We start from the raw sequence: 25,120 nt of genomic DNA, 5'->3' as shown, positions 1-25,120 counted from the left end.
CAAATCCATGACTGCGGCAACACCCGCGCCTCTTGTGTTATGGGCAAAGCCACGACGCGGCAGGGGAACCTGTCAAGATTGAATGCAGGAGAAGCTTCGCATCCTTAGGGGAGGCGCTCTGCTGTGGCTATCGCTCCGGTGCTTGGCCCCTTTCTCCGCAGGGTGGTTGCACGGGAAAGGTGACCAATGACGATTTTTCTAGGACTAGGTATCGGGACGGCCCCAATTCGTGACAGCGCACCAGTGGTTGCGCAAACGACAATCACGCTAAACCCGTTTTCACGGGACCGTACATTATTTGACAGCGGCGCGGCTTTTGGGCGCGACGAAGCCCTAATCTCGCTCAGCGGAACCGGTACAGAGGGTGAAACGGTGCAACTGCGTTTCCTATGCGAGAACGGGACAGTAACGGGCTGGGCCGACGCGACAACCATTCCATCCGGTGGGGTGTGGCAGACAACGGCCCCACATTCCCGCCGCGCTGACTGGATCAAAGCAGAGGTTCGCATCAAGTCCGAGCCCTTCACCCGCGCCCTTAGCTCCAACAGGTTTGGCGTCGGGCACGTCATTGCCTTATGGGGCCAGTCTGAAATCGTCAGGATCAGATCAACCGCCCATAACCTAATTCCCGCCGAGGCCCTGCTAACTGATGACATGGTGCAAGCCATTTGGAATGACGGCACGCCCACGGTGAAACATTTAACCAATGCCGATTCACACACCGCAGCACTTGCAGCAATGGCCAATGTGTTCCTTGCAGAGCGGCCAAACGACAAGATCGCACTGGTCTTTCAGGCCACCTCTGGCACAGGTTTTCGCGAGTTGGTAGATGACAGCAACGCGGGCCGAAACTGGAGCGACGACGCAGCTTTGCATGGGTTTTCCACAGCAGATGGGCAGCACGTCGGGATGCCCTCAGTGTCATGGTTCGCCTCTCCCGGATCCCTATCAGACAGCTATGACGACGCCCTATTCCCGCTGTTCACTGGCAAGCAACTGAATGGCAGCGCGGTAACATTTCCCGCGACCATTACCTATGGCGCGGCCAGCAGCTTCACTGCAAATCACTGGTTTGGCGAGCTATACGACCCCGCTCACACCCGCTGGGTGCCCTATGGCCCGCATCGGTTCGACATCAGCACAGACATGCAAAACGCAACGGTCACCTCACTTGGCGCAATACACGACAACCTCAGCAACAAACAAACCGCACGAGAGGCCTGGCGCGATATGGTCGCCAACCCCAACGCCGGAACATGGTTCTTGCCTTTGGGGTTAGAGCCACTGTCCTACCGAAACGGGGTATCCGACGGGCTTGGCAGCTGGACTGACCACAGCCATCCCTCCGGCGACAGCGACGACGGAACCGCCCTCTTTGCACGCCTGATTGCCTATGCCATTTTGCAATCCAGCGGATTGGTCACATGGGCTGTGCCAGAGTTTGACCAGTGCCTCTGGGAGCCATCCGGCGCTTATGTCGAGGCGTGGTCAAGCACCGGCCCAATCACCACATTGCGCGCCGCTCGAAGCGAAGCAGCCCTTGGCGGCGGCTACCCGCATTGGACCGACGTCTTTGGCTGGCAGATCAACGGCGCACCCGCCTCGCGGGCAGAATTGGTGTCAGGTCGGGTTCGCATTTACCCACAATCCGGCGTGTTCAGCGCCTCTGATCTGATCAGTTTCGGCGAAGGCGGCGCGACAGGGGCCGTGAAATTCCCCGAGGATTTCTACGCCCAGACTTACAAAAACACACCAATCGTCGATGTCGGCGCTGCGCGCGTTGCCGGTATCTCGGTACGGCCTTTGCCGTCCGATCTGGTCTTGGCCAACACCTTGCCTGCCGTAGATCCCAGCTTTGTGACCGGAGCCACGGGGCCGCATTTCAAGGATACAGTGTCGCTCGGGACTGGGGTCGCAAACCTCCAGGTTGCGCTTGATCTCGCTATTACAATTCCAGTCTCAGGCGCACGCACCTTGGCCACCACCACGGGCAATTACCTCAAGCTTGAGGTTCTTCCCAGCAGCACTCTACGCGTTCGCGTTCGCGACAATGACGGCGTGGTAAAGGTGAATAACGTGCAAACCGCATCAGGTGTCGTGACCTCCATGGCGCGCATGAGAATTGTTCTCGCAGTCGATATGGTCATCGGCTTCGCCCGCATTTGGGTGGATGGCACACAGGTCATGAATGAGGCATTCACACCGGGCTCGGGTGTGCTGCCCAACAACCGGATTTTATTACTCATGGCCACCGCCAATGGGTCTTACCAGATCGAGGGTACAACATATCAACTCGACGTTTGGAAATCCGCAACCACAGATGGCAGCGATCCCGTTAGCGCGCCATATAAGACCATAACCGGGCCTGCGGCTGTGGTAAATTCCGATCCATGGAAGCTTGGGAGCGATGCAACTTAAGGGTAGTTTGAAAGGTCTAAACCCTTCCCTGTGAGTGCATCAAGGCGGCGATTACTTTCAGTGAAACGGCCTTTGAATTCAGACTTAACATAGTCCGTTATAGACGTCCGGCCTGCCAAGATTACCTTGGCGGGTCGGCTCTTCGCACCAGCACAGATTGCGCGGTACAGCCAACCCTGCTCCTTTGAAAGTGCGATAACCGGACTGGGGTTCAATGTGCTTTGGCGCAGGTGATTTGCCCGCCGCAAGAGCGGGGCCATTCCTTGAGACAGCGACGGCGAAACGCGTGCCTTGCGCGACTTATCTAGCGGACCAATCATGCGCCCCATAACTGGGCTAAACAGGGCCAAGGCCTCATTCGGATTGCTCGACAGGTGTTCGTAAGTTGTCACATGAACTGTATCAAATAGGCTCTGATACAGCGCAACTAGCCTATCATAGAAGAAATGCTCCACCTCAAATCCGGGGTATCCAAAGCCTCCGACCCCCTTGAAAAACTCCTGCATTCTCAGCGTCCCGCCACGCTGAAGGTACTGCATATAGACCGATGGCAGCATGGTTTCTTGTGACCGGACAGAGATCAAGATTTTCGCATCCGGGGCTACCTGTTGGAGTCTATGTGCCAATGTGGCACTCTGTTTTCCGCCAAAAAATGGATGCCCAGATAGGTTCTCCGAGGACACTATATGACATGTATTTGGCGGCGCAACGACACGGCTGGCCTGAATGGCCACGCGCGCAAATTCGGGATCGAAATCCAAATCATGCGGTTGGATAATAAGCTGGTCAACCTCTGCGTGATCCAGCAATTGTCGACACCCCATCTCCGGCACAAAGACCTGCCGTTGCAGCCATGTCGTTGCCGTTTTGTGATACCCAATGTGAATACAAAAACTCATGCGAACGGCCTCATTGGTGAAAATTTCTCGCGGCGCGCCCACGCGCCCAAACATAGCCCCAGAAATTCGGCGCTGATGGCAATCGTAATCAGTGTCTCGATAGAGCCCCCGCGCGACAGCGCCACCCAGACAATTGGCGCGGCCAAAAGTCGTGGGATGTTTGCCAAAATGGGCAGGTATGTACGCCCTTCCGCCAGCGCTAAAGTAGCAAGGGCAGACTTGGGAACCCGCAGGGCCGCAAGGCAACTTAACGCGGGCAACAAGGGCAGAATGGCCTCAAATCGTACCCCAACAATTGGCAGCACAAGCGGGGCAATCAAGGACAGTGTAACCGCCAATGCCACGCCTAAAATCACCCCTTGAGCCAGCACTTGCGACGCGACGCCGCCCTTTCGAAGTCTGGGAAGATGATAGGCCTGAAAGCTCCGCGCCAAGATCAACGCCGGGGTCATCGTTAGCGTCCCTCCCATGGCCAGTAGTCCCATGTCGGACAGGCCCAAAACAGACCCTGAAATTAGCTTTTCGGCGTGCAGGACCATGAACAACAACACCCCGTTTGCGGCCAGGGGCAGTCCGTATTTGAAAGCAATCGAAGTGTATAAACCTTCAATCTGAAAGCGGTACGCGCGGCGGGCTACTAGATGCGATATGATCATGGTTGCAGTGGCTTGAAAGACCAGAAGGTATATCATTACCTCAGGGCCGGTTTTCCAATTCACTATCGCCAAAAGCACCAGCAACGACAGCACCGCAGGCACCGCCAAAACCAGCACTTGCGGGCGGTGTTTTCGGTGGCGTTGTGCCCGAGCCATGTCAAGATGGGTGGCGCTTAAAATCAGTGGCACCAAAGCTGCCGTTCGCAAGGTATCAGCCGCGCCCGGCGCATCCAACGCCATAGCCAAAGGCTGTGCCACCAACAAAATCATCACAGCCCCAAGAATGCCGCGCATAATCTGCAAACCATGTAGGGTAGCCTGAAAAGCCCGCGTGCCACCTTTAGCATGGCTAACGATAAGTTGCGGCAGGCCCAGCGTGGTTGTCATCTCGGCGGCAGCCACAAGGACAACAAGCGTTATCGCCAGCCCATAGTCTTGCGGCCCCAACAGCCGAGCCAAAACCAAGTTTCGCACCAATGCTGCCAACGCGGTCAGCGCATGGCCAGATAATAGGGTTGTGATGCGGGTCAAGGGGGGCACTCCGGCTCAGATTTACGGCCCATTAACCACTCTGGTGTTTAACGGTTGGTAAATGCGTGAGCGAAAATTAGGAAAGCAGGCCCTCGATTGCCCGACCAAATAACCCAAGTGCTGGATGCGGGGCTGTGTTCCGGGTGCGGTGGCTGCGCTGCAATCGCCCCAAATGCAGCGCAGATGAAAATGACGCAAAGTGGTTTTCTACGGCCTCATTTCTCCCGCGCGCTACAAGCCTCCGAGGCCCGAAACCTAGCACAAATTTGCCCCGGAATGTCCCAAACTCTCGACGCTGAAGACCGCCGACTTGATCCCCTCTGGGGTCCGTATATTACCGCGCGCACAGGTTTCGCCTCAGATCCCAAGGCCCGCCATCACGGCGCATCAGGTGCTGCACTATCAGCGATGCTGACCCACTTGCTGAAAAGCGCACAAATCGACGGGGTTATTCACGTCACCGCCAACCCCGATGCCCCGTTAGAAAATATCACCACCGTGTCGCACACTGCCGACCAAGTTCTTAATGCGGCGGGGTCGCGATACGCGCCCTCCAGCCCGCTGGACATGCTCCAAAACCTACACGATGATGGCCGCCGCTATGCTTTTGTTGGCAAGCCCTGCGATGTCTCCGCATTGCATGCCTTGCGCCGTATCGACCAGCAAACCGCGCAGATGGTGCCAATACTTCTGTCGTTCTTTTGCGCCGGCGTGCCCGCGCTCAAAGGGGGCCAAGAGATCACCCGCCAGATGGGCGTCGCCACCACTGATCTGGCCCAATTCCAACACCGCGGCGAAGGCTGGCCCGGGCGCGCAACCGCCACCCTAAAAGACGGCTCCAAACGCACCATGAGTTACGCAGACAGCTGGGGCAATATCTTGTCTAAACAGATACAACACCGTTGCAAAATTTGCGCCGATGGCAGCGGGGTCTTTGCTGATGTGGTCTTTGCTGATGTGTGGGAAACCGACGCCGCCGGATACCCTGATTTCGGTGACCGCCCGGGCCAAAGCCTGGTCCTTAGCCGTACGTCATTGGGCGAGCAACTGGTCCGTGACGCACAGGCCTCACATCATCTCACCGCGCGCCCCTACGACCTCAGCGCCCTAATGCGGGTTCAACCCGGTCAAACCCGCCGCCGCCGCGCATTACTGGCGCGTTTGGCCGCACTTTGGGTCATGGGCCAGCCAATTCCACGCTATCGAGGCATGGGGCTTTTAACCATGGCACGCGCTGCATCTTTCCATGACAACTTGCGCAATTTTGCGGGCATGGCCCGGCGAATATGGCGCACTCCCAGCACACACATAAAGGAAGAACGCTCATGCTGACAGTTGGGCTGCTGTTTCATTCGTCAAATTCTGACAACTTGGGCGTCGGAGCCTTAACCGTGTCACAGGTTGAAATTCTGCGTAGCATTGCCCGTGCCACTGGAATCGAAATATCCATAACGCTGTTCGATTGGGTCGGGCCTCGCACCCCTTACATCGAGGGGGCAGACATCTCAATTACCCCCCTAAGCGGTGAAATCATGAAAGACCCGCGGCGCGTCATAGCAATGTTTCGAACATGCGATTTAATTGTCGACATCGGCGCAGGAGATAGCTTCACAGACATCTACGGCCCAAAACGGTTGCAGCGGATGATCTACCTTAAATATCTGGCACATCTGGCGCGCCGCCCGGTAGTGCTAGCTCCACAAACCTTTGGACCATTCTCTTCTTGGTTAACGCGCCCTTTCGCGCGGGACTTACTCCGGCGGGCAACCCTAATCGCAACCCGAGATGACATCTCGACCTCAACATTGCGCAAGCTGGGTGTAACCCGGCCAATCACCACAGCCAGTGATGTAGCGCTACGCCTGCCACCTATCGGCGGCAAACCGGTTTGGGCGCGGCCCACGATCGGACTAAATGTATCAGGGCTGTTAATGGCAGGTGGCTACACTGGGAAAAATCAATTCCACCTCAAGGATGATTACCCGTCCGTAATGCGAACGCTCATCGCACGACTTTTAGCATTACCGAACCGCCCCGAAGTGGTTTTGGTGCCGCATGTAATCAGCCCCACCGTGCCGCAAGAGGACGACATGGCCGCCGCGCTGAACCTGCAAAAGGAATTCCCCGAAGTCATCGCCGCTCCGGCCTTCCAATCACCGGGTCAGGCAAAAGCGTATATTTCCAGCATGGACTTTTTTGCGGGCGCACGGATGCACGCCTGCATCGCCGCATTTTCCTCAGATGTGCCGGTCGTACCCCTCGCCTATAGTGGTAAATTCGCGGGGATGTTCAACTCACTTGGCTATGAGGCCACCGCCGAGTGCCGAACTTTAGATCTAGAGGGTTTGGTCAGTGCCGTGGTTAACGGATACCAACAGCGCGATATTCTAAAACGGCAAGTCATGGTGGCGCGCCATATGGGCGAAGATCGCCTGCGTGAGTATTCCGACGCCTTAGCAAGCGTGATCAGCGGGGTGGCCTTACGCAAACGATCCGAAGGCCAGAACATGCTTAAAGCTGGCCCTCGGTTGCGTGCTCTGGATGAGCGACTTTAGAGGGCTACCATAAGGCCAGAATAGAGGCCGCAGTCGTTTCTGTCGCCATCACTTTACTGGCGCGAATAGGCAGCAAGCTACCAGCCGGGACACCCTCGAATGTCACAACGTCGCCGTCTGCCAACTCGACAGCCAACGCGCCAGCCTGCCCCACATAGATTGCGCGGCTGATGTGAGGCAGATCAGTGCCGTCATTTGGCACCACTACCGAGGCAGAGCGGGCCGGAGAAATAGGGGTCGTCGGGAAGGCGGAAAAGCTGTCCATGGGAATATCCTGTCATGCGATTAAGTCGGCACTGGTTGTCACAGGATGGCGTTAAAGATAGGTAACCCCACCGCTCGCAGGGGTGCCCACAGAGCTTACTCAAACGCGGTGATAGGGCGAGCCTGAAAGGATCGACGCCGCGCGGTATAGCTGCTCGGTCAGCATAACGCGGGCCAGCATATGCGGCCAAACCATTTTGCCAAATGATAGAGACGTATCCGCTTGCGCGCGCAGTTCTTTGGCCAACCCATCGGCACCGCCAATGATAAAAGCCAGGTCGCTGGTGCCGCTGTCACGCCAACCGCCCAGCATCTTGGCAAACTCTGGCGACGTCATCACCTTGCCACGCTCGTCCATGGCGCAAATCGTAGCCCCTTTGGGCAGAGCGCGTTGTAGCAACACAGCCTCCGCCGCCATGCCGCCACCCTTCTTGTCCTCCAACTCAACAACTTGCGCAGGCCCCAACCCAAGGTTGCGGCCCGTGCGGTCAAATCGCTGTAGGTAGTCTTTGATCAAATCCAGCTCTGGGCCTGCCCGCAGGCGGCCAATCGCGCAGATCGTGACCCTCACCGCGCCGCCTTAGGTATCAGTGTCGGCACTGGTGCGAATGTCGGCACTGACTATGACATCGTCATGCGCACCGGGCAGCCACATCTTTTCCAACTGGTAGAATTCGCGGACTTCAGGGCGGAAAATGTGGACAATCACGTCGCCTGCATCCAGCAAAACCCAATCGCCAGAGGCCTTGCCTTCCAGCTTGGAAAACCTGCCAAAGTCCAACTTGATCGTATCCGACAACTTCTCTGCCAGTGCCGTAACCTGACGGGTCGAGCGGCCGGAGCAGATCACCATGTAATCGCCAATCTGAGAGCGCCCGCGCAGATCAATCTGCACCAGTTCTTCAGCTTTTTCACTGTCGAGAAATTCCACGATCCGCGCCAGCAATTGCTCGCTGGTGCCAGAATCAATTGCGGGATCATTCCCGGGGGCTGGTTTGGCCGTCATTTCAACGGACTCGTCAGCTTCATTTGCATGTTGAGACAGAGCTCAAACCTCCTGTGCAGGGCGCCACGTGCAGACAATCATAAACATATGATAGCAGCGTAACGTAAAAATCTCAAACCGCGCGCTTACAGGGCTATGACCATATGTACAAGCCACTGATCAATGTTCCGCTGCGGCCATACAAAAACTGGGACCAATTGGCGCATATTTACCAACACCCTCAGCTATGGACCAAACTGCCAAAAATCCAGTCCGAATGTTCCCGCAGGTAAATCAACAACCACGCAGTATAGCGCTCCGGATGACGCTCCACATCTTGCGCCAACTCAAAAACAGGCACCCACTTCGTCGCCATAACCTCGTCAGGGTTCAACGCCAACGCCAAATCAGTCGCGGCATCCGCAAGGAACACATCCACCAGCTCATGCTCGATCAGTCCCTCCCCTACATCAGCGCGATATTCCAACTGATCACGAAAAATTGGCTGCAACCCCTCAATCCCCAGTTCCTCAAGCAAACGCCGCTGAACGCAATCCGCCGGGGCCTCGTCCCAAAGCGGGTGGGTGCAGCAGGTGTTCGCCCACAAACCGGGGCTGTGATATTTACTCATCGCACGCTGCTGAATCAGCACCTTGTCGCGGTGCATCACAAACACCGACACCGCCTTATGGCGCAGCCCCTCGCGGTGCACCTGCATCTTCTCAACAGGCGCAAGACTGCCCTCAACCCATGCCGGAATCATGTCGTGGTTGGTGCTCATCCGCACAATTCCCTAGCTACGCAAGGCGGGCAAACCCACGCCTGTGCATTCGAATCCCCCATCTGCTGCGATCGTCTGCCCGGTCACAAAACTTGCCTTGGGCGAGCATAAAAACGCGATGACATTGGCAATCTCCACCTCCGACCCATACCGGTTCAGCGGGATAGCATCATGATATGCATCAATAATCTCTTGGCTGTGCACCGCCATCGCCAATTTGGTGCGCACCGGGCCGGGGGCCACGCAATTGGCCCGAACGCCAAATTCGCCCAGCTCGACCGCTTGCTGCTGCGTCAGTTGAATAACCCCCGCCTTCGAAGTGCCATAAGCAACCCGCAGGGTTGAAGCTCGCAAGCCGGAAATCGAGGCAATATTCACGATGCTCCCCTGAGTTTTCTTCAGGGCGGGGGCCGCCGCTTGCGTGCACAAAAACACCCCGTCAAGGTTCACAGTCATGACCGCGCGCCAGCGTTCAAAATCAGTCTCGGCCATCGGGCCAAAATCAGCCACACCCGCATTATTCACCAAATGGTCAATGCGCCCATATTTCTTCAGCGCCTCGGCGACCATCACGTCAACATCCTCTGGCTTCGAAATATCCAGATCCAACGCCAACACATCCCCAAGCCCTTCGGCAGCTTGCATCAATGTCTCACCGTCCCAATCAACCATGACAACAGACACACCTTCCTCAAGGAATACTTTGGTGGTGGCAAGACCGATGCCGCGGGCGGCTCCGGTGACAATAGCAACTCGTTTCGACACGTTGGATTCTCCGTTAAATCAAGGGTTTCCCAAGACGTAGCGCAAAGCGTTCCCTTTGGCGAGGCATGTCAATTTGACACCCCTGCGGCGTCAAATTGACCCGCTCACGCAAAAGTAACAACTAATTGGAGGTATTCTAACTCTGCATAAGGTACTAAACTAAAAGAATAGATTTTCGAAATGGAGCCACATACATGAAATTTACAATGATTGCCGCTGTAACCACCGCCCTTTTTGCAGCCCCTGCGTTTGCTGATGGCCACGCATCCGGGGACGCCGAAGCCGGTGTGAAGGTCTTTAAAAAATGCAAGTCCTGCCACATGATCGTGGACGGGGATAACGTTATTCAAAAGGGCGGCAAAACAGGGCCAAACCTGTTTGGTATCAACAACCGTGTGATCGGGGCTCAAGAAGGTTTCAAATATTCCAAATCTATGGGCAGCTTGGCCGATAACCCGGAAAACGTCTGGAACGAGGCCGAATTCATTGCATGGGTGGCAAACCCTAAGGGATACCTCAAAGAAAAAACTGGCGATAGCAAAGCCAAATCCAAGATGTCGTTCAAACTGAAAAAAGAAGAAGACGCAGCCAACCTGTGGGCCTATTTGGTCTCGGTCGGCCCCGCGGAATAACTCTCTGCTACATTAAGATATTTAACGGCGGCTCCAGCATGTGGGCCGTCGTTTTTATGTCAGCTGCCAACTCTAGCAGGCCGTCTACATCTGCGGGTGATGCCGGATCCAGTCCGTTGCCTGCTCGTACGCACGCCCCAAGGCCAACACCTTAGCATCTGCGCCCCGGTGCCCGATCAGTTGCATCCCCATCGGCGTGCCGCCAAGGCCAAACCCTACGGGCACCGACAAGGATGGCAATCCGGTCAGCGAAGCGGGAACCACCACTTCCATCCAGCGGTGATACGTGTCCATCGAGGCGCCAGCGATGTCTTTCGGCCAATCCCAATCCGCAGGGAACGCAAACATTTGCGCCGAGGGCAGCGCCATCACATCAACGTTCAGCGATGCGGTTTTGCGAAACCAGTCTGATCGTATCTCGCTGGCTTTGAAAACCTCATGCGCTAACATGCCCAAGCCACGCTCGATCTCCCAAATAGCCTCGGGTTTTAGCATCGCGCGCTTTGCTGGGTCATCATATAGCGGGCGCATTTTCTCGGCCACGGCCCAGCTTCGCAAAGTGGTCCATGACTGCCAAAGCGCCGCCGCCGAGAACGGCGCATCAAGTTCTACGATCTCGTGGCCCAGCCCATCCAGCACCGCCAAACCGCTCTGGCATAACTCCAGCACTCCGTCCTCCATCGCGTACGCGCCGCCCCAATCGCCCAGCCAGCCAATCCGCAGTTGGCCAAGGTTTTGTACGCGCTCAAATGGCCCGCAGGAGTGTGGATGCGCCGGATCAAATCCCGCCTGCACTCCCAGCAATAACTCCAAATCATCCATATGCCGCGCCATCGGGCCATTGGTGGAAAGTTGGTTGAAAAACACCTCCCCCGGCCCGCTATTGGCAACGACACCATAGGACGGACGGAAGCCGAAAACATTGTTCCACCCCGCCGGGTTTCTCAGCGACCCCATCATGTCGGACCCATCCGCCAAGGCCACCATGCGCGTGGCCAGTGCCACCCCCGCGCCACCGGACGATCCGCCCGCGGATTTATCCAAATCATACGGGTTACGCGTGACGCCATAGACCGGGTTGTAGCTGTGCGACCCCAAGCCAAATTCTGGCGTGTTGGTCTTGCCAATAACAATCGCCCCCGCGCGCTTCAATGCCGCCACCATCGGCGCGTCAACCTCCGGCTTAAAGTGCTCGAATATTGGCGACCCAAAGGCAGTCGTAATCCCCGCCGTTTCCGCTAAATCTTTGATTGCAATCGGCAAACCCGCCAAAGGTCCGGCTGCCTTAACATCCGCCTCTGCCAGTAAAGCATCGCGATCTCTCAGGGCAACGATAGCATTTACCCGCCCGTTCCGCGCCTCGATCCGGTCCAGCGTTAGGCCCATCAATTCACGCGGTGACACCTCGCCTGACGCCAAAGCTGCAATCTGCGCCGTGGCGCTTTGGTCCAGTAAATCAGTCGAGGGCAATTGCCTTCTCCTTCCCCAGAACCTTCACTTCCCGTTGCGGGAACGGGATCGAAATGTCGTTCTCTTTAAACGCATCCCATAGCGCCAAATACACATTACCGCGAATGTTGGTCAGACCTTGCGTCGGATCCCTGATCCAGAACCGCAAAATGTAATCCACAGAGCTGTCCCCGAACCCCACAATATGGCAAACGGGCGCCTTAAAACTCAGCACGCGGTCCACAGATTTCGCCGCCTCAATTGCCAGCTCACGCACGACATGCGGATCGTCGCCATAAGCGGTCCCAAAGAAAATATCGAGCCGCACAAAATCATTCGAATGCGACCAGTTCACCACTTGGTTCGTGATCAAATCCTCGTTCGGGATCAGGTACTCCTTGCCGTCGCGCGTCACCACCGAGGCATAGCGCGCCCCAAGCGTGTTGATCCACCCAAAGGTCTCGCCCAGTGAAATCACATCGCCGGGCTTGATCGACTTGTCGAGCAGAATAATAACCCCCGACACAAGGTTCGACACCACCTTTTGCAAACCAAAACCAAGGCCCACACCGATGGCACCCGACAAGACTGCCAACCCCGTCAAATCCAAGCCGATGGCCTGTATGCCGACGTAAAACGCTAACCCGTAAAAGCTGATCTGTATCACTTTAACGATCAAAACCCGCATCGACGGCGAGATGTCATCATTGGTTTGGATGCGCTTTGACGTCGCCGCGGTCATGACCCGAGCCAAGGCCACCAACCCGCCCACGATCACGATCGCCTGCACAACTAACAACAAGGACAAGCGGAATTCTCCGGCCTCCAACGCGGCGCTGTCCAACACCCGTGCTGCCTCAGACGTCAGCCCCAAAATATGCAACGCGCCATAGGTCCACGCGCCGTATCGTACAACGCGGCGTAGCAGCTTCGAGCGGATCAGCCGCGTTGCAAACACCACCACCAGCCACGCGATTGCCAATGTGGCAATGACCCCCAAAAAGTAAGATCTGCTCGGCCAGGTAAGCTCGCGCATAACCGCCACAGTGATCCACAATAGCAGCACAAAAAAGATCGGACGCAACCGCTGATGCACCACCACAAGAATACGCATCCGCCACTTGGGCCAGCCGTCACGGGTCGCCATCCATGCACGGATATAGGGGCCAAGACCGGCCCGCAAAATATGCGCGACCACCCAAAGACCAATCGCAATGGCAATCTGGTAGGCGTTCCACGGGCGCAACAAAGACGTCATCAACGCGTCTGCCTGCCCAATCAAAGATTGGCCAACATCAATCAACTCTGCAACGGGCTCTGTCCCAATATCTGGCACTAGATCAGGCACCAATTCTGGCCCCTCACCTGTGCCGGCTCCATCCCCTAGGGACGAATCCATCGCGCCGTCTATTGCGCCAAGTTCATCCGCGCCTGTGCCACTATGATTTGCCATGCTGCTCCTTGGTGCACATTTTGACCCAGACTTGCATGACACAAGCCCCTCCCGCAAGCACACGCTCTTGCGGGAACAGCCCTGCGCGTGTATCCAGCCCACATGACACTTGTGTTCGACATTGATGACCGTGCCCGCCTTCGCGAACGCTTCTTCGGCGCGCGCTTTGCGGCTTTTGCTCATCAATAGGGCCTGCGCGCCCGTCAACACACCCATCACACCTAATTACGGGAGAGGACCATCATGTCCCCCAAAACACTCTACGATAAAATCTGGGATGCTCATGTCGCCCATGAAGCCGAAGACGGCACTTGCTTGCTCTACATTGACCGCCACCTTGTTCACGAGGTAACCAGTCCGCAGGCTTTTGAAGGCCTGCGTATGGCAAACCGTCCGGTTCACTCGCCCGATAAAACCATCGCGGTGCCTGATCACAACGTGCCAACCACGCTCGATCGCGCCGATGCGTCCAGCATGACCGAGGACAGCCGCATTCAAGTCGAGGCCCTCGACAAGAACGCCAAGGAATTCGGCATTCACTACTATCCTGTGTCTGACGTGCGCCAAGGTATCGTGCATATTGTTGGCCCGGAACAGGGTTGGACCCTGCCCGGCATGACCGTTGTGTGCGGCGACAGCCACACCGCCACCCACGGCGCTTTTGGCTCGCTCGCCCATGGCATCGGCACCTCCGAGGTGGAGCACGTTCTGGCAACACAAACGCTGATCCAGCAGAAGTCCAAAAACATGAAGGTGGAAATCACCGGCAAGCTACGCCCCGGCGTCACCGCCAAAGATATCACCATGACCGTTATCGGCAAAACCGGCACCGCTGGCGGCACGGGTTTCGTGATCGAATATTGCGGCGAGGCCATTCGTGATCTGTCCATGGAAGGCCGCATGACCGTCTGCAACATGGCAATTGAGGGCGGCGCGCGCGCTGGCCTGATCGCCCCCGACGAGAAAACCTTTGAATACTGCATGGGTCGCCCGCACGCCCCAAAAGGCGCCCAGTGGGAAGCCGCTTTGACATGGTGGAAAACTCTGTTCACCGACGAAGGCGCGCATTTTGATGAGGTCATCACCATCAAAGGTGAAGACATCGCGCCCTCCGTCACTTGGGGCACATCCCCCGAAGACGTCTTGCCAATCACCAGCCTTGTGCCGTCACCGTCAGATTTTGAAGGCGGCAAGGTAGACGCGGTTCAGCGCTCGCTTGACTACATGGGCCTGACACCGGGCATGGCCTTGTCCGATATCAAAATCGACACCGTGTTCATCGGCTCTTGTACCAATGGCCGGATTGAAGATTTGCGCGCCGCAGCGGAAATCCTGAAGGGCAAGAAAGTCAAAGACGGGATGCGCGCTATGGTCGTTCCCGGCTCTGGCCTAGTCCGCGCGCAAGCCGAGGAAGAGGGCTTGGCCCAGATTTTCCAAGACGCCGGATTTGAGTGGCGTCTTGCTGGCTGCTCCATGTGCCTCGCGATGAACCCCGACCAATTGGCACCGGGCGAGCGCTGCGCCGCAACATCGAACCGTAACTTTGAAGGCCGCCAAGGTCGTGGTGGGCGCACACATTTGCTGTCCCCGCAAATGGCTGCTGCTGCCGCAATCTCCGGCCACCTAACCGACGTGCGCGACGTGATGTAACTGGCACTTTGTACGCTGTGAGGTAAATAGCGTACCTCATGTACAAAATTAGCCCGGCGCAATCACTTGCGCCGGGCTTTTTCATAGTTTCGGGTCAGCTTAGGTCGCCTGCATCGCAACCGGCTTGGCACCGCGTTTGAAATGCTTGGCATTCAAGATTACCAGCAACGCAATCGTGGCGAATTGCAGCACCAGCGCAGGGGTGCTCAGCAACCAGTAAGCTGTTGAAAATTTTGCAACTAACCCCATGCCAACCAGACCTTTATTCACAAAGAACTGCAACATCACTGACATCGCCACACCAGGGCAGATCAGCGCGTAGCTACCGGGCGATAGGTGCTCACCAGTAACATATTTGCCAAAGTAGCCCTGAGCGCGCAGTACCACGATCCCAAACAGCGCAAAGGCAAATTGCACCATCACAATTGGGGTAAGCAAATTGAAATTATCCGCCACCGAGCCATGAGCACCAAAGTGTACATGCAGGCCATGTGCTTGACGCATAAGGGCAATTCCGATCACCGTAAGCAGTGGAATACCGATCAACAAGGTCGGTGCAGAGTCCTCATTCGCCCCGTGATCCATCATCGAATGCACCCCCAAGATCATCGCAACACCCGAAATCAGCGCCGCAACAATGATGAAGAAAGACGAGATCACCAGACTAATCCCAACAGTCGTCGGGTTCATACTCATCGCCGCTGGTGCCGCCATACCAACGCCAACCATGGCAAATGCAAAGCCCGGCAGCACTTGCGCGAAGGAGTTATTCTTAGAGTTCTCAAACCCACCCGACGTCAGGATGCGTCCTAAAAATTTGCCGTAAAGGCGCAACGCATAAAGACCAATGGCCGCGAATGTCAGCAGCGCCAGCGGGAATAAGTACTCGACGACCCCCCAAAGGCCCGGCACAAAAACCAGCCCAAGAATAAAGCCACCATTGACCAACATCGCCAAAGCCAATGGAACCGCCATCATCTGTGACTCGGCATTTCCCGTGTGAAGCGCTTGAAATGCTGCGCTTTTTTTGAATTCCCCCATCTCGCGAAGGTTCCAGATGATCATCTGGATCATCAGTGCCGCAAAGATCGCAATGCCAGCCCACGCGACCACAACCATCGCCTTAGCGACGAGCGACCCTGACGCCAAGACCGCAAGCATGTCTTCAAACACAGGCACAGGGCGGCCTGCATGCGGCACCCAAAATAACAGGTACAAAAAGAACGTCACGGTAAGGCCCCCGGCCCCCAGTGACGCGAGAAAGTAAAGCGGCCCATAGGTTGGCCGTGAACCTGTTTGTTGTGTCGACATCGACTCAGCTCCTATCATATTTCATTTCTTGAATATGATAGGAGCTGCAAGCTCGGTTTGATTCAGATCAATCAGCTTAAAAGCTAGCCACATCAATGCGCGCACAGCGATATACCGATGATGCCTAGACTGTGGGCGACCACTGAGCTGCACGAGTGCGACAAAACTCAAGATGAAATCCGCGAGGAACTGAACGAGGATTTGGCCACTATCGGCGTCAAACGGCCATCCGCAGCGCTTGCAGAACAAGGTCAGTATATTGGCGGCGAGCCCTTGGCATCATTTATAAAGATGGCGATTGCGGCAAGAATATCGCGGGTTAGAACCTGGCAAAGATTGTGCCTGACGTGATGCTGTACTGCTTTGCGTAACCTTTGCACTTATATAATCGCCACTGACCACTAGCATCATCGTATGTGGTGAATTTACTCCATAATGGCGCACTTTTAGGGAAGAAGGTGTCTACAAATCTAGAGGATATTCATATATTCTTGTCGCGACGATTACACGCTCTATCAAATAACCCCAAAGACCCGCGTATCGGGCTATTAACGGGTGCAGGTTTTCTAAGTATTTCGTGACGCGAGGCTGACATCGCTGTCCGCAATAAAACACCAGATCTGCAAGGCTTAACCAACAAGCGGATCGGTCAAGTTAGTTTCGTGATCTATGGCGGAATTGGATATTGCACCTCTCGCCCCGGCACATTTACCGAAAACAGATACTCGTGCGAGCTTTAAGGCGCGCCGTCCCAACTCATACTGGCCCTAAGTAATCGAAAACTAAGGCCGAAACATCATCATCAAATTCTGAAGTCTTTGTATGGGTTTCAAGCTCAGTCAGAATACTACTCAATGTATCCGGACCATTTAGACTGCGGGCCTTTGCAAGTATTGCGCAGAACCCTTCTTCTTCCAGCATTTGTTCTTGCGGATCTTCAGCTTCAGTTATTCCATCCGAGTAGAGGACAACTCTGTCTCCCGGGTAAAGTCGCGTTTCAAAGCTCTCGAATGGGGCCTCCGGTATCAAGCCAACTGGCATCCCCCCCTCGCCAAGCATTCTTGGTGCCTCACCGGGGCGCTGTAAAACTGGATGTGGATGACCCGCCTGTACCGTCCGCATGACGCCAGTGGTGAGATCTACAATACTAAGCGCAATCGTAAAATAATGTTCCGTTTCCAGCTCTCGGAGCAACAATTCATTCAAGTTGCTAACAGTTTCAGCCGGGTCTCGTGCGACATAACTGTCATCATTCAAACGACGAAGAGCCATGTTTTGCGCAGGAGTTAGACCACTCAAATAACCCGCCAGCCGAGCGGTCATCAACGCCGAGGTGACACCATGCCCAGACACATCAAGGGAAAATATACCAATCTGATGTTCATTTACGCGAAACTTCCCGACAAGATCTCCACCGACATGCCCGCTGGGTGTCAAGTTAAGCGCAACCCGACCTTCCGGCAGCTGAATATCAGTTTCCCGTACAAGCGATTGCTGCAAATGCCGAGCTTCGGATAAATCATGGTTCAACGCGTCGTAAAGGGTTTCGATCCTTTGAAGTGCTGCATTAACAACTTCATTTCTGTCGACCAAGGCAGCTTGCATTTGCAGCACACGCTCCCCAGCCCGAAGGCGAGCACGCAATTCACCAGAGTTTACCGGCTTCGTTAAAAAGTCATCCGCTCCAGAATTCAACCCTTCGGTAATTTCAGTGCTAGACCCTTTGCTGGTAAGCAAAATGAAATACCCGTAGTCCTCTCGGCCCAAGGATCGGAAAGCATGGCAAAACTCAGGGCCTGACATGCCCGGCATCATCCAGTCACTTAATATAAGCGACACATCATGCCGCGCACACATCTCCAATCCTTCGGCCCCAGACGCGGCTTCCAGAACATCATACCCCCACTTGCGCAGACTGGCCGTGAGAAGCTTGCGCTGCATCCGACTGTCGTCAACCACCAAGATTTGCAAAGGATGTGCAGGATTCGTATCGGAAGCATCCTCCCAGTCAGGGTGGTGAGACTGCTTTTCTTGCAGGCTTTCTGGCAACAATGGAATAGGGCGTAACATGGGCTCAGTAAGACATCGCGACACATTAAGGAGAGATGAAAGATCAACTTGTAGAAATTACAATTGGACAGGTTACACTTCCTTAACTCACACCCCAAAGAATAGGCCTATGAGACAACTTCTAAGGACTAGAAGATGATAAACTGGTCGCGTGTTACAGAACTGCAAGAAGACCTTGGCGTCGAGGATTTTGAGGAAATAACAAGTTTATTTCTGGAGGAAGTAGAAGAAAAACTAGGTACACTTATCAACAAGGAAAGTGATTCCATAGCCGACGATCTACATTTCATCAAAGGCAGCGCAGCTAACTTAGGATTCGAAGAATTACGTGCATTATGTGAGCACATGGAGAACGACATGAACACGGCCCCTGTCGAAGACTTGGTGGCTGTGTACCAACAATCGAAGATTGTTTTCTTCAAAGGAATACCTAAGCAATCGGTAGCCTAGATCAGAAACTCCGCCAAAACATCATCATTCGTGATATCACGGTGCTCAAAACCACCCTCATCCATAGCCTTAAAGAGACGGGCAAAGGCCTTTGGTTCTTTTGTTTCAATCCCAATCAAAACCGAGCCAAAATTGCGGGCAGACTTCTTCAAATACTCAAACCGCGCGATATCATCATCTGGGCCTAATAGAGCCAGAAAGTCTTTCAACGCCCCTGGTCGCTGCGGCATTCGGAGTATCAAATACTTCTTAAGACCAGCATATCTTTGTGCCCGCTCCTTCACTTCTGGCAAGCGTTCAAAGTCAAAATTTCCACCGGAGGTCACACAAACAATCGACTTTCCCTTGACCTGATCTGCCAATTGATCCAGCGCGTCAATAACAAGGGCGCCAGCAGGTTCCAACACAATGCCTTCGACATTTAGCAGCCGCAACATTGTTCCACATATACGATTTTCCGGCGCAAGAAGAACATGATCCGGGTTCACATTTTTCAACACATCAAAGGTGTGAACCCCTATTTGGGCGACCGCAGCACCATCAACAAACGTATCCACATAGGGTAGCTTTGTTGGCTCCCCCTTCTCCAATGCCGCAGTTAAGGAAGCGCCCCCTTCCGGTTCAATATACCTAAATGAAATATCGGACCCGCTTTCGGTAAAGTAGCGTGTCATTCCTGATGAAAGCCCGCCCCCGCCAACCGGCAAAACAATCATGTCTGGCAAAACCGCCAATTCCATCTCAATTTCCACGGCAACCGAGGCCTGCCCAACAATGACATCAAGGTCATCAAAGGGTGACAAAAAATGTGCACCTATATCCGCACAGTGATCTTGCGCAGCGCGCAATGTCTGATCGAAGTAATCACCTATCAACCTAATTTTTACATGATCGGAACCGAATACTTTGGTCTTTTCGATTTTCTGTTGAGGGGTGGTAATTGGCATGAACACTTCGCCCGTTACACCAAAGTAGCCACAGGCGTACGCAAAGCCCTGAGCGTGATTGCCCGCGCTTGCACACACGAAATTGGTTTGCTCTGGATGAGAGGCACGACGCTTCGACATCGCATTGAACGCCCCTCGGATTTTATAAGATCTAACCGGTGATAAATCTTCCCGCTTAAGGTATATTTTGGCGTCATATTTCTTTGACAGGTAATCACTAAGTTGCAGTGGAGTTGGCTCAAAAAGACAACGCATTGCCCCTGTCGCAGCACGGGCTGCGGTCGTAAATTCAGTCATTTTGCACCGTTGGACAAAGACGGAGAATAGCAACAAGCCAGCCAGTCCCCATTAGCAATAGAAACCAAGACGCAACCATGCCCCCTATTGCCCCGGGGATGAGAAGACCCGATAGAAAAATAGACGGCAAGAATAACAAAGCCGCAGTAATAAACGCCAAAACGGAGGCAAACCACAGCCCATTACCACCCGAACCGGACCATGCTTGTGTAAGTGACATGACTTGGCCTGCCGCTGCGCCGGGAATAGCGGCCCCTAATCTGAACAAGAACCAAATCAATAATACGCCCACCAACATCGGATAGGCAAAAAGGCCTACAAGCAAAGGCATAACCGGCAACGCAAATGACCCGATGAGGGACAGAATAAAGCCGAATGCACCGACAGATGCCGTTACCAAAACCACAGTTAGCAAGTGACCACCGAACGAGGCCCCCTTAAGCGAAGGGAATATCCCGGATGGAACGTCAGCCCCTAAACAAAATCGGCTCCAAATCAAAGTAACCCAACTTACAGCGAAGAGGTTTATAGTAAGTGCGACCATGGAGAACGTCGCAGACAAATCAGGCATCTGCCCCTCCGCATCGGGCCGAAGTCCCGTTAATCCGACTGGTTGACCAACCATGAAATAGCCAAAACCGTAAATAACCAAACTAGCGGCTAACCAGACTAACCCAGTTAGTCGCAGAGCTGCACCAAAGTTGGTAAACAGCTGCGTTATCCCGTAGCTGAAAATGTCGATTGCGTGCTTCATAATGCCCAGCGCCCGTCTGTTTTTTCTTTCATACGACCCTGCGACCAAAAGAGCCTAGGGTCAATCGCAGCTACACCTGCACTTGCGTCCCTGTGACATTGGCGCTATCGCCCGAGGCGACCTTACGTTCAGCCGGAGACACCTGATATGTCCGCCCCTAAAAAAGTAGTGCTCGCCTATTCTGGTGGCCTTGATACCTCGATCATCCTGAAATGGCTTCAGACCGAATATGGCTGTGAAGTGGTGACATTCACTGCCGATCTTGGCCAAGGTGAAGAACTAGAGCCTGCCCGCAAAAAAGCCGAACTTCTGGGGATCGCGCCCGAGAACATCTATATTGAGGATGTGCGCGAAGAATTTGTGCGCGATTTTGTCTTTCCGATGTTCCGCGCCAATGCGGTTTATGAAGGGCTATATTTACTGGGCACCTCGATTGCCCGCCCCTTGATTTCCAAGCGCCTGGTAGAGATTGCGAAGGAAGTCGGCGCCGATGCGGTGGCTCATGGGGCGACTGGCAAAGGCAATGATCAGGTTCGTTTCGAGCTGGCCGCCTACGCACTGAACCCTGACATCAAGGTGATCGCACCTTGGCGCGAGTGGGAATTATCATCGCGTACTAAGCTTTTGGAATTTGCCGAAGAGAACCAAATCCCGATCGCAAAAGACAAGCGCGGCGAAGCACCGTTCTCGGTAGATGCGAACCTTTTGCACACTTCCTCTGAGGGTAAAGTACTGGAAGATCCAGCCGATGAAGCGCCAGATTATGTGTATCAGCGGACAGTGAACCCAGAAGATGCTCCGGACGAGCCAGAAATGGTGGAAATCGGGTTTGAACGCGGCGATGCCGCCTCAATTAATGGCGTGGCAATGAGCCCGGCTGAAATCCTAACCAAGCTGAACGAGCTTGGTGGCAAGCACGGGTGCGGACGCCTTGACCTTGTCGAGGGTCGCTTCGTTGGCATGAAATCACGTGGTGTCTACGAGACGCCGGGTGGCACATTACTGCTAGAAGCGCATCGCGGGATCGAATCAATCACGTTGGATCGCGGCGCTGCGCATCTGAAAGATGAGCTGATGCCAAAATATGCAGAGCTGATCTACAACGGGTTTTGGTATTCCCCAGAGCGCGAAATGTTGCAGGCCATGATCAACAAGTCACAAGAGCATGTCACCGGGACCGTGCGCTTGAAGCTGTATAAAGGTCTGGCGCGGACTGTGGCACGTTGGTCGGATCACTCGCTTTATTCCGAGGCCCACGTGACCTTTGAAGATGATGCAGGCGCATATGATCAGACCGATGCAGCAGGCTTCATTCAACTGAATGCCTTGCGGTTGAAGCTTTTGGCCGCCCGCGACATTCGATTGAAAAAGTAGAACGACCTCACAGGCTTCTATGTATACGATTTGGGGTAAGCTTTGAATGAAGGCTTACCCCTTTTTCTACTCCGCTCGTAGGCGTTGGCTGCGCAGGATCGAATAGCTGGGCATGGCATCTTCACACAGCTCGGCCAGATCATCCGCCAAATCAGGCAACGGACCCTCGGCACCCGCGAAACCAGTGCTCGCGTGAACCGCACGATACCAGTGGCGCGCCCAGATACCGTCAGCAGCATGACCACCCGCAGGCCAACTTAACATCTCAGTGCGAAAATCAAGATCAAGTGCGGTGCATAAGGCCCGCAGCATCCCTTCAGGGTTGTCGCGGATATCGGCGCTATCAATAACAATGCCACCTAATGCTTGATAGAGATCGATCTGCTGCTCCACCCCGATATCATCAAGCGAAACTTCTTCATGCTTAGCCGCGTAACTGGCAAGCACGCGCGCGGGGTGGCGGATTAAAAAGACATGCGCGCAATCACTGGCCCACTCCATCGGGATCGTATCGAGAATATGGTGACACATATGCTTTTGATAAACATGCGGCGCACCATCGGCGGCACAGGCCGCAGCGATTTTGTCGGCATCAGTTTCATGGGCCGAGATTATTTCACTGTGCATCGGATGCTCAAGCCCGGTTTCGGCTAAGAAATTGCCGTAAAACGGCTCGTCCATAACGGTAAAATCGGGGCGGTTACCAAAGCTGTACATCATAGCGGTGGACAGGTTTCTTGGGCCAGACCAGCAAGCAATTTTCATGTGGTAACGCTTTCAATCAGCTCTTTGTAGAGCGCGCGGATGTGTGTCGTGACAGGGCCAAGTTTGCCAGCCCCAATAATGCGCCCGTCGATTTCCGACACCGGGGTTTGCGCGCCAAATGTTCCCGTCAGAAACGCCTCATCCGCCGAATAAGTATCAACGAGGGAGAAATTCCGTTCATGGCATGGAATTCCGTTGGCGTGGCACAGATCAATGACCTTCTGGCGGGTAATCCCGTTCATGCAATAATCGCCAGTCGAGGTCCAAACCGCACCTTTTTTGACAATGAAAAAGTTGCACGCGTTCGTGGTATTCACAAAGCCATGCAAGTCCAGCATCAGGGCCTCGTCTGCGCCAGCTTTCTCGGCGGCGATACAGGCCAAAATACAGTTCAACTTGGAATGCGAGTTCAGTTTGGGATCTTGGGTCATTGGCAACCCGCGCAAATGCGGCACCGTGGCAAGGCGGATGGGGCGTGGCAACTTAGGCTGGGAATGCTCCATGATGATCACAAAGGTCGGGCCGGATCGGCTAAGCGCCGGATGTTGGAACGGGCGGTGCTTAACGCCCCGCGTCACCATCAAACGGGCATGCGCATCGGTGCGCATCTCATTGGCTACGCGTGTTGCTTCAAGGGCTGCAATAACCCCCGCACGATCTAAGCCGATATTAAGGTCGATAGCTTTAGCAGCCTCGAATAGACGGTCGAGATGCTCATCAAGGAAGGCCCAAGTGCCATCATAAAGACGTAACCCCTCCCAAACACCATCGCCCAGCATGAAGCCGCTATCATAGACGGAAACCGTGGCCTCGGCCTTGGGTTTGATCTGACCATTCACATAAATGAGGATCGCGTCATTGCGCGCGTCTTCTTCAGCTTGGTGGGTAGTTTGATGATCTGACATGAGTGCCTCCTGCGCAACCATAGACCCATAATTCACACCAGAGGCCAGCGAAATTCACTGGCACTGAAAGGGATTCACAAATAGGCGTAGTTTAGTTAATGATTACGAATAGATGATATTCATTGAGTTGAAGGAATTTACAATGAGTGAGAGTTTACCCGCAGACGCGAAGCCGTTTGAATTTAAAGGCAACGCCAAGGAGTGGTTCGGGATTTGGATCGTAAACTTGTTGCTGAGCATTGTCACACTGGGGATTTATTCCGCGTGGGCCAAGGTGCGCAGCAAGAAATATTTCTACAATCATACTTACGTTGAAGGTCGGAACTTTGACTACCACGCAACCGGCAAGCAAATCTTGATCGGGCGCTTGATCGTTGTTGCAGCGTTCATCGTACTTCAGTTTATGACAGCTTTACTGCCCGTTTTGGGCATTGTTTTGCTGATTGCACTACTGTTGGCTTATCCATGGCTGATCGTGCGCTCAATGATGTTTAACGCACGCATGTCCAGCTTCTCGAATGTGCGCTTTAGCTTTGTCGGGACTGTGGGGCAGGCCTTCATGGTCTTCTTTATATACCCGATTGCAACAGCCCTGACACTTTACACAACCTTTCCTTTCCTTGATCGCGCACTGAAAAAGTTTTCGATCAACAACCACAAGTTGGGGCAAGCTAAGTTTAACATGGAAACCAGTATCGGGCCCTTCTACAAGGCACTTTTGATCGCATTGGCATGGATCATTGTAGTCGGCTTAATTGGCATAGTCGTAACCGGGTTTAGTTTCTCGGAGATGGCCTATGCGATGGACAGTGCGGATGCGAATCCCAGCGCCGCGCTGAAAATAATGGCACTGTTCTACCTGATGTTTTTCGCCGCGTTCTTGCCGGCGGCATTCATCTACCAAGCGCTGACACGCAATGTTGTGTACAACAATACCACGCTGGACGGCGGCCACCGCTTTGCCTCCAACGTAACTGCGCCACAACTTTTGTGGTTGGCAGTGTCCAACATGGTTGTCGTGGTCTGCACTTTATTCTTGATGCTGCCTTGGGCGGAAGTGCGCATGGCCAAGTATCTGGCATCGCATACCGGGTTCATTCCGGGCGGTTCAATGGATGACTTCATGAGCCAGCAACAAGATGCCAGTGGCCCGATCGGAGACGCATTCACCGACCTGGAATCCATCGACATCGGATTGCCGATCTAAAC

Annotated in this window: 24 protein-coding genes; 9 read left to right on the top strand and 15 right to left on the bottom strand. The window is 54.4% G+C overall.

Annotated elements, in window-relative coordinates; genetic code table 11:
- Positions 1–186: 186 nt before the first annotated feature.
- The gene (locus tag AC3Y7R_RS08290) at positions 187–2,418 is read left to right on the top strand and encodes a hypothetical protein (RefSeq protein ID WP_490041561.1); all 2,232 of its coding nucleotides are present in this window, start codon (positions 187–189) and stop codon (positions 2,416–2,418) included.
- Here AC3Y7R_RS08290 and AC3Y7R_RS08285 read toward each other — a convergent pair.
- Together AC3Y7R_RS08285 and AC3Y7R_RS08280 are read right to left on the bottom strand one after the other, a co-directional pair.
- Positions 2,415–3,317, bottom strand: a complete 903-nt coding sequence (locus AC3Y7R_RS08285; RefSeq protein ID WP_490041560.1) for a hypothetical protein — start codon at positions 3,315–3,317, stop codon at positions 2,415–2,417. The genes AC3Y7R_RS08290 and AC3Y7R_RS08285 overlap by 4 nt on opposite strands.
- Entirely contained in the window at positions 3,314–4,504 is a 1,191-nt protein-coding gene (locus AC3Y7R_RS08280) for an oligosaccharide flippase family protein (RefSeq protein ID WP_490041559.1), read from the bottom strand. Before AC3Y7R_RS08280 ends, AC3Y7R_RS08285 begins: the two co-directional genes overlap by 4 nt.
- A gap of 96 nt (positions 4,505–4,600) precedes the next feature.
- Here AC3Y7R_RS08280 and AC3Y7R_RS08275 point away from each other — a divergent pair, with 96 nt between their 5' ends.
- Both AC3Y7R_RS08275 and AC3Y7R_RS08270 read left to right on the top strand, forming a co-directional pair.
- The gene (locus AC3Y7R_RS08275) at positions 4,601–5,836 is read left to right on the top strand and encodes a Coenzyme F420 hydrogenase/dehydrogenase, beta subunit C-terminal domain (RefSeq protein ID WP_490041558.1); all 1,236 of its coding nucleotides are present in this window, start codon (positions 4,601–4,603) and stop codon (positions 5,834–5,836) included.
- Positions 5,830–7,059, top strand: coding sequence for a polysaccharide pyruvyl transferase family protein (locus AC3Y7R_RS08270; protein WP_490041557.1), 1,230 nt, complete (start codon positions 5,830–5,832; stop codon positions 7,057–7,059). The genes AC3Y7R_RS08275 and AC3Y7R_RS08270 overlap by 7 nt, the downstream gene beginning before the upstream one ends.
- Before the next feature lie 4 nt (positions 7,060–7,063).
- Here the strand turns inward: AC3Y7R_RS08270 and AC3Y7R_RS08265 are convergent, their stop codons facing one another.
- From AC3Y7R_RS08265 to AC3Y7R_RS08245, 5 genes are all read right to left on the bottom strand, one after another.
- Positions 7,064–7,324, bottom strand: a complete 261-nt coding sequence (locus tag AC3Y7R_RS08265) for a spike base protein, RCAP_Rcc01079 family (protein WP_490041556.1) — start codon at positions 7,322–7,324, stop codon at positions 7,064–7,066.
- Positions 7,325–7,423: 99 nt separating this feature from the next.
- Positions 7,424–7,894: a 23S rRNA (pseudouridine(1915)-N(3))-methyltransferase RlmH gene (gene rlmH / locus AC3Y7R_RS08260; RefSeq protein WP_490041555.1), complete on the bottom strand. Its 471-nt coding sequence runs from the start codon at positions 7,892–7,894 to the stop codon at positions 7,424–7,426.
- Positions 7,895–7,903: 9 nt separating this feature from the next.
- Positions 7,904–8,329 (bottom strand): ribosome silencing factor, encoded by a 426-nt coding sequence (gene rsfS / locus AC3Y7R_RS08255; RefSeq protein WP_490041554.1) that lies wholly within the window; start codon positions 8,327–8,329, stop codon positions 7,904–7,906.
- A gap of 220 nt (positions 8,330–8,549) precedes the next feature.
- Positions 8,550–9,089 carry an isopentenyl-diphosphate Delta-isomerase gene (idi, locus tag AC3Y7R_RS08250; protein WP_490041553.1) on the bottom strand — a complete coding sequence of 180 codons (540 nt, stop codon included), beginning with the start codon at positions 9,087–9,089 and terminating at the stop codon, positions 8,550–8,552.
- Positions 9,090–9,101: 12 nt separating this feature from the next.
- Positions 9,102–9,854 carry an SDR family NAD(P)-dependent oxidoreductase gene (locus AC3Y7R_RS08245; RefSeq protein WP_490041552.1) on the bottom strand — a complete coding sequence of 251 codons (753 nt, stop codon included), beginning with the start codon at positions 9,852–9,854 and terminating at the stop codon, positions 9,102–9,104.
- A gap of 194 nt (positions 9,855–10,048) precedes the next feature.
- Between AC3Y7R_RS08245 and AC3Y7R_RS08240 the strand changes: the two genes are divergently transcribed.
- Positions 10,049–10,486: a c-type cytochrome gene (locus tag AC3Y7R_RS08240; RefSeq protein ID WP_490041551.1), complete on the top strand. Its 438-nt coding sequence runs from the start codon at positions 10,049–10,051 to the stop codon at positions 10,484–10,486.
- Positions 10,487–10,570: 84 nt separating this feature from the next.
- On the opposite strand, the gene AC3Y7R_RS08235 is transcribed toward AC3Y7R_RS08240, so the two are convergent.
- On the bottom strand, positions 10,571–11,956 hold the full coding sequence (locus AC3Y7R_RS08235; RefSeq protein WP_490041550.1) for an amidase: 1,386 nt from the start codon (positions 11,954–11,956) through the stop codon (positions 10,571–10,573).
- Positions 11,943–13,334 (bottom strand): mechanosensitive ion channel family protein, encoded by a 1,392-nt coding sequence (locus AC3Y7R_RS08230; protein WP_490041583.1) that lies wholly within the window; start codon positions 13,332–13,334, stop codon positions 11,943–11,945. Before AC3Y7R_RS08230 ends, AC3Y7R_RS08235 begins: the two co-directional genes overlap by 14 nt.
- 297 nt (positions 13,335–13,631) lie before the next feature.
- On the opposite strand from AC3Y7R_RS08230, the gene leuC reads away from it, so the two are divergent.
- Positions 13,632–15,038: a 3-isopropylmalate dehydratase large subunit gene (gene leuC / locus AC3Y7R_RS08225; protein ID WP_490041549.1), complete on the top strand. Its 1,407-nt coding sequence runs from the start codon at positions 13,632–13,634 to the stop codon at positions 15,036–15,038.
- A gap of 99 nt (positions 15,039–15,137) precedes the next feature.
- Here leuC and AC3Y7R_RS08220 read toward each other — a convergent pair whose 3' ends face one another.
- The gene (locus AC3Y7R_RS08220) at positions 15,138–16,349 is read right to left on the bottom strand and encodes a TsoY family (seleno)protein (protein ID WP_490041548.1); all 1,212 of its coding nucleotides are present in this window, start codon (positions 16,347–16,349) and stop codon (positions 15,138–15,140) included.
- A 120-nt stretch (positions 16,350–16,469) separates the two neighbouring features.
- Here AC3Y7R_RS08220 and AC3Y7R_RS08215 point away from each other — a divergent pair, with 120 nt between their 5' ends.
- The gene (locus AC3Y7R_RS08215; protein WP_490041547.1) at positions 16,470–16,700 is read left to right on the top strand and encodes a hypothetical protein; all 231 of its coding nucleotides are present in this window, start codon (positions 16,470–16,472) and stop codon (positions 16,698–16,700) included.
- Positions 16,701–17,105: 405 nt separating this feature from the next.
- Here AC3Y7R_RS08215 and AC3Y7R_RS08210 read toward each other — a convergent pair whose 3' ends face one another.
- Positions 17,106–18,419, bottom strand: coding sequence for a PP2C family protein-serine/threonine phosphatase (locus AC3Y7R_RS08210; RefSeq protein ID WP_490041546.1), 1,314 nt, complete (start codon positions 18,417–18,419; stop codon positions 17,106–17,108).
- Positions 18,420–18,554: 135 nt separating this feature from the next.
- Between AC3Y7R_RS08210 and AC3Y7R_RS08205 the strand changes: the two genes are divergently transcribed.
- The gene (locus AC3Y7R_RS08205) at positions 18,555–18,869 is read left to right on the top strand and encodes an Hpt domain-containing protein (RefSeq protein ID WP_490041545.1); all 315 of its coding nucleotides are present in this window, start codon (positions 18,555–18,557) and stop codon (positions 18,867–18,869) included.
- Here the strand turns inward: AC3Y7R_RS08205 and ilvA are convergent.
- Positions 18,866–20,113, bottom strand: coding sequence for a threonine ammonia-lyase IlvA (ilvA, locus tag AC3Y7R_RS08200; protein ID WP_490041544.1), 1,248 nt, complete (start codon positions 20,111–20,113; stop codon positions 18,866–18,868). The two genes, AC3Y7R_RS08205 and ilvA, sit on opposite strands and share 4 nt — an antisense overlap.
- Positions 20,106–20,867, bottom strand: a complete 762-nt coding sequence (locus tag AC3Y7R_RS08195; RefSeq protein WP_490041543.1) for a hypothetical protein — start codon at positions 20,865–20,867, stop codon at positions 20,106–20,108. The genes ilvA and AC3Y7R_RS08195 overlap by 8 nt, the downstream gene beginning before the upstream one ends.
- Positions 20,868–21,014: 147 nt before the next feature.
- On the opposite strand from AC3Y7R_RS08195, the gene AC3Y7R_RS08190 reads away from it, so the two are divergent.
- Positions 21,015–22,241 carry an argininosuccinate synthase gene (locus AC3Y7R_RS08190; RefSeq protein WP_490041542.1) on the top strand — a complete coding sequence of 409 codons (1,227 nt, stop codon included), beginning with the start codon at positions 21,015–21,017 and terminating at the stop codon, positions 22,239–22,241.
- Between the two features lie 66 nt (positions 22,242–22,307).
- Here AC3Y7R_RS08190 and AC3Y7R_RS08185 read toward each other — a convergent pair whose 3' ends face one another.
- Together AC3Y7R_RS08185 and AC3Y7R_RS08180 are read right to left on the bottom strand one after the other, a co-directional pair.
- Complete coding sequence (locus AC3Y7R_RS08185; protein WP_490041541.1) at positions 22,308–23,006, bottom strand: sulfotransferase-like domain-containing protein; 699 nt, start codon at positions 23,004–23,006, stop codon at positions 22,308–22,310.
- A complete protein-coding gene (locus tag AC3Y7R_RS08180) occupies positions 23,003–23,911 on the bottom strand; it encodes a D-amino acid aminotransferase (RefSeq protein ID WP_490041540.1) in 909 nt (302 codons plus the stop codon). The genes AC3Y7R_RS08185 and AC3Y7R_RS08180 overlap by 4 nt, the downstream gene beginning before the upstream one ends.
- Positions 23,912–24,053: 142 nt before the next feature.
- Here AC3Y7R_RS08180 and AC3Y7R_RS08175 point away from each other — a divergent pair, with 142 nt between their 5' ends.
- On the top strand, positions 24,054–25,118 hold the full coding sequence (locus AC3Y7R_RS08175; RefSeq protein WP_490041539.1) for a YjgN family protein: 1,065 nt from the start codon (positions 24,054–24,056) through the stop codon (positions 25,116–25,118).
- The last annotated feature ends 2 nt before the right edge of the window (positions 25,119–25,120 follow it).

The organism is Litoreibacter sp., from assembly GCF_058136045.1.
This window is presented reverse-complemented; position numbering and strand designations above follow the sequence as displayed.

Coding starts and splice junctions, on each gene's coding strand:
- AC3Y7R_RS08290 (WP_490041561.1), top strand. CDS start 187: ATGACGATTTTTCTAGGACTAGGTATCGGGACGGCCCCAATTCGTGAC.
- AC3Y7R_RS08190 (WP_490041542.1), top strand. CDS start 21,015: ATGTCCGCCCCTAAAAAAGTAGTGCTCGCCTATTCTGGTGGCCTTGAT.
- AC3Y7R_RS08220 (WP_490041548.1), bottom strand. CDS start 16,349: ATGTCGACACAACAAACAGGTTCACGGCCAACCTATGGGCCGCTTTAC.
- AC3Y7R_RS08215 (WP_490041547.1), top strand. CDS start 16,470: ATGCCTAGACTGTGGGCGACCACTGAGCTGCACGAGTGCGACAAAACT.
- ilvA (WP_490041544.1), bottom strand. CDS start 20,113: ATGACTGAATTTACGACCGCAGCCCGTGCTGCGACAGGGGCAATGCGT.
- AC3Y7R_RS08180 (WP_490041540.1), bottom strand. CDS start 23,911: ATGTCAGATCATCAAACTACCCACCAAGCTGAAGAAGACGCGCGCAAT.
- AC3Y7R_RS08230 (WP_490041583.1), bottom strand. CDS start 13,334: ATGGATTCGTCCCTAGGGGATGGAGCCGGCACAGGTGAGGGGCCAGAA.
- AC3Y7R_RS08265 (WP_490041556.1), bottom strand. CDS start 7,324: ATGGACAGCTTTTCCGCCTTCCCGACGACCCCTATTTCTCCGGCCCGC.
- idi (WP_490041553.1), bottom strand. CDS start 9,089: ATGAGCACCAACCACGACATGATTCCGGCATGGGTTGAGGGCAGTCTT.
- AC3Y7R_RS08195 (WP_490041543.1), bottom strand. CDS start 20,867: ATGAAGCACGCAATCGACATTTTCAGCTACGGGATAACGCAGCTGTTT.
- leuC (WP_490041549.1), top strand. CDS start 13,632: ATGTCCCCCAAAACACTCTACGATAAAATCTGGGATGCTCATGTCGCC.
- AC3Y7R_RS08185 (WP_490041541.1), bottom strand. CDS start 23,006: ATGAAAATTGCTTGCTGGTCTGGCCCAAGAAACCTGTCCACCGCTATG.
- AC3Y7R_RS08205 (WP_490041545.1), top strand. CDS start 18,555: ATGATAAACTGGTCGCGTGTTACAGAACTGCAAGAAGACCTTGGCGTC.
- AC3Y7R_RS08210 (WP_490041546.1), bottom strand. CDS start 18,419: ATGTTACGCCCTATTCCATTGTTGCCAGAAAGCCTGCAAGAAAAGCAG.
- AC3Y7R_RS08175 (WP_490041539.1), top strand. CDS start 24,054: ATGAGTGAGAGTTTACCCGCAGACGCGAAGCCGTTTGAATTTAAAGGC.
- AC3Y7R_RS08270 (WP_490041557.1), top strand. CDS start 5,830: ATGCTGACAGTTGGGCTGCTGTTTCATTCGTCAAATTCTGACAACTTG.
- AC3Y7R_RS08240 (WP_490041551.1), top strand. CDS start 10,049: ATGAAATTTACAATGATTGCCGCTGTAACCACCGCCCTTTTTGCAGCC.
- rsfS (WP_490041554.1), bottom strand. CDS start 8,329: ATGACGGCCAAACCAGCCCCCGGGAATGATCCCGCAATTGATTCTGGC.
- AC3Y7R_RS08285 (WP_490041560.1), bottom strand. CDS start 3,317: ATGAGTTTTTGTATTCACATTGGGTATCACAAAACGGCAACGACATGG.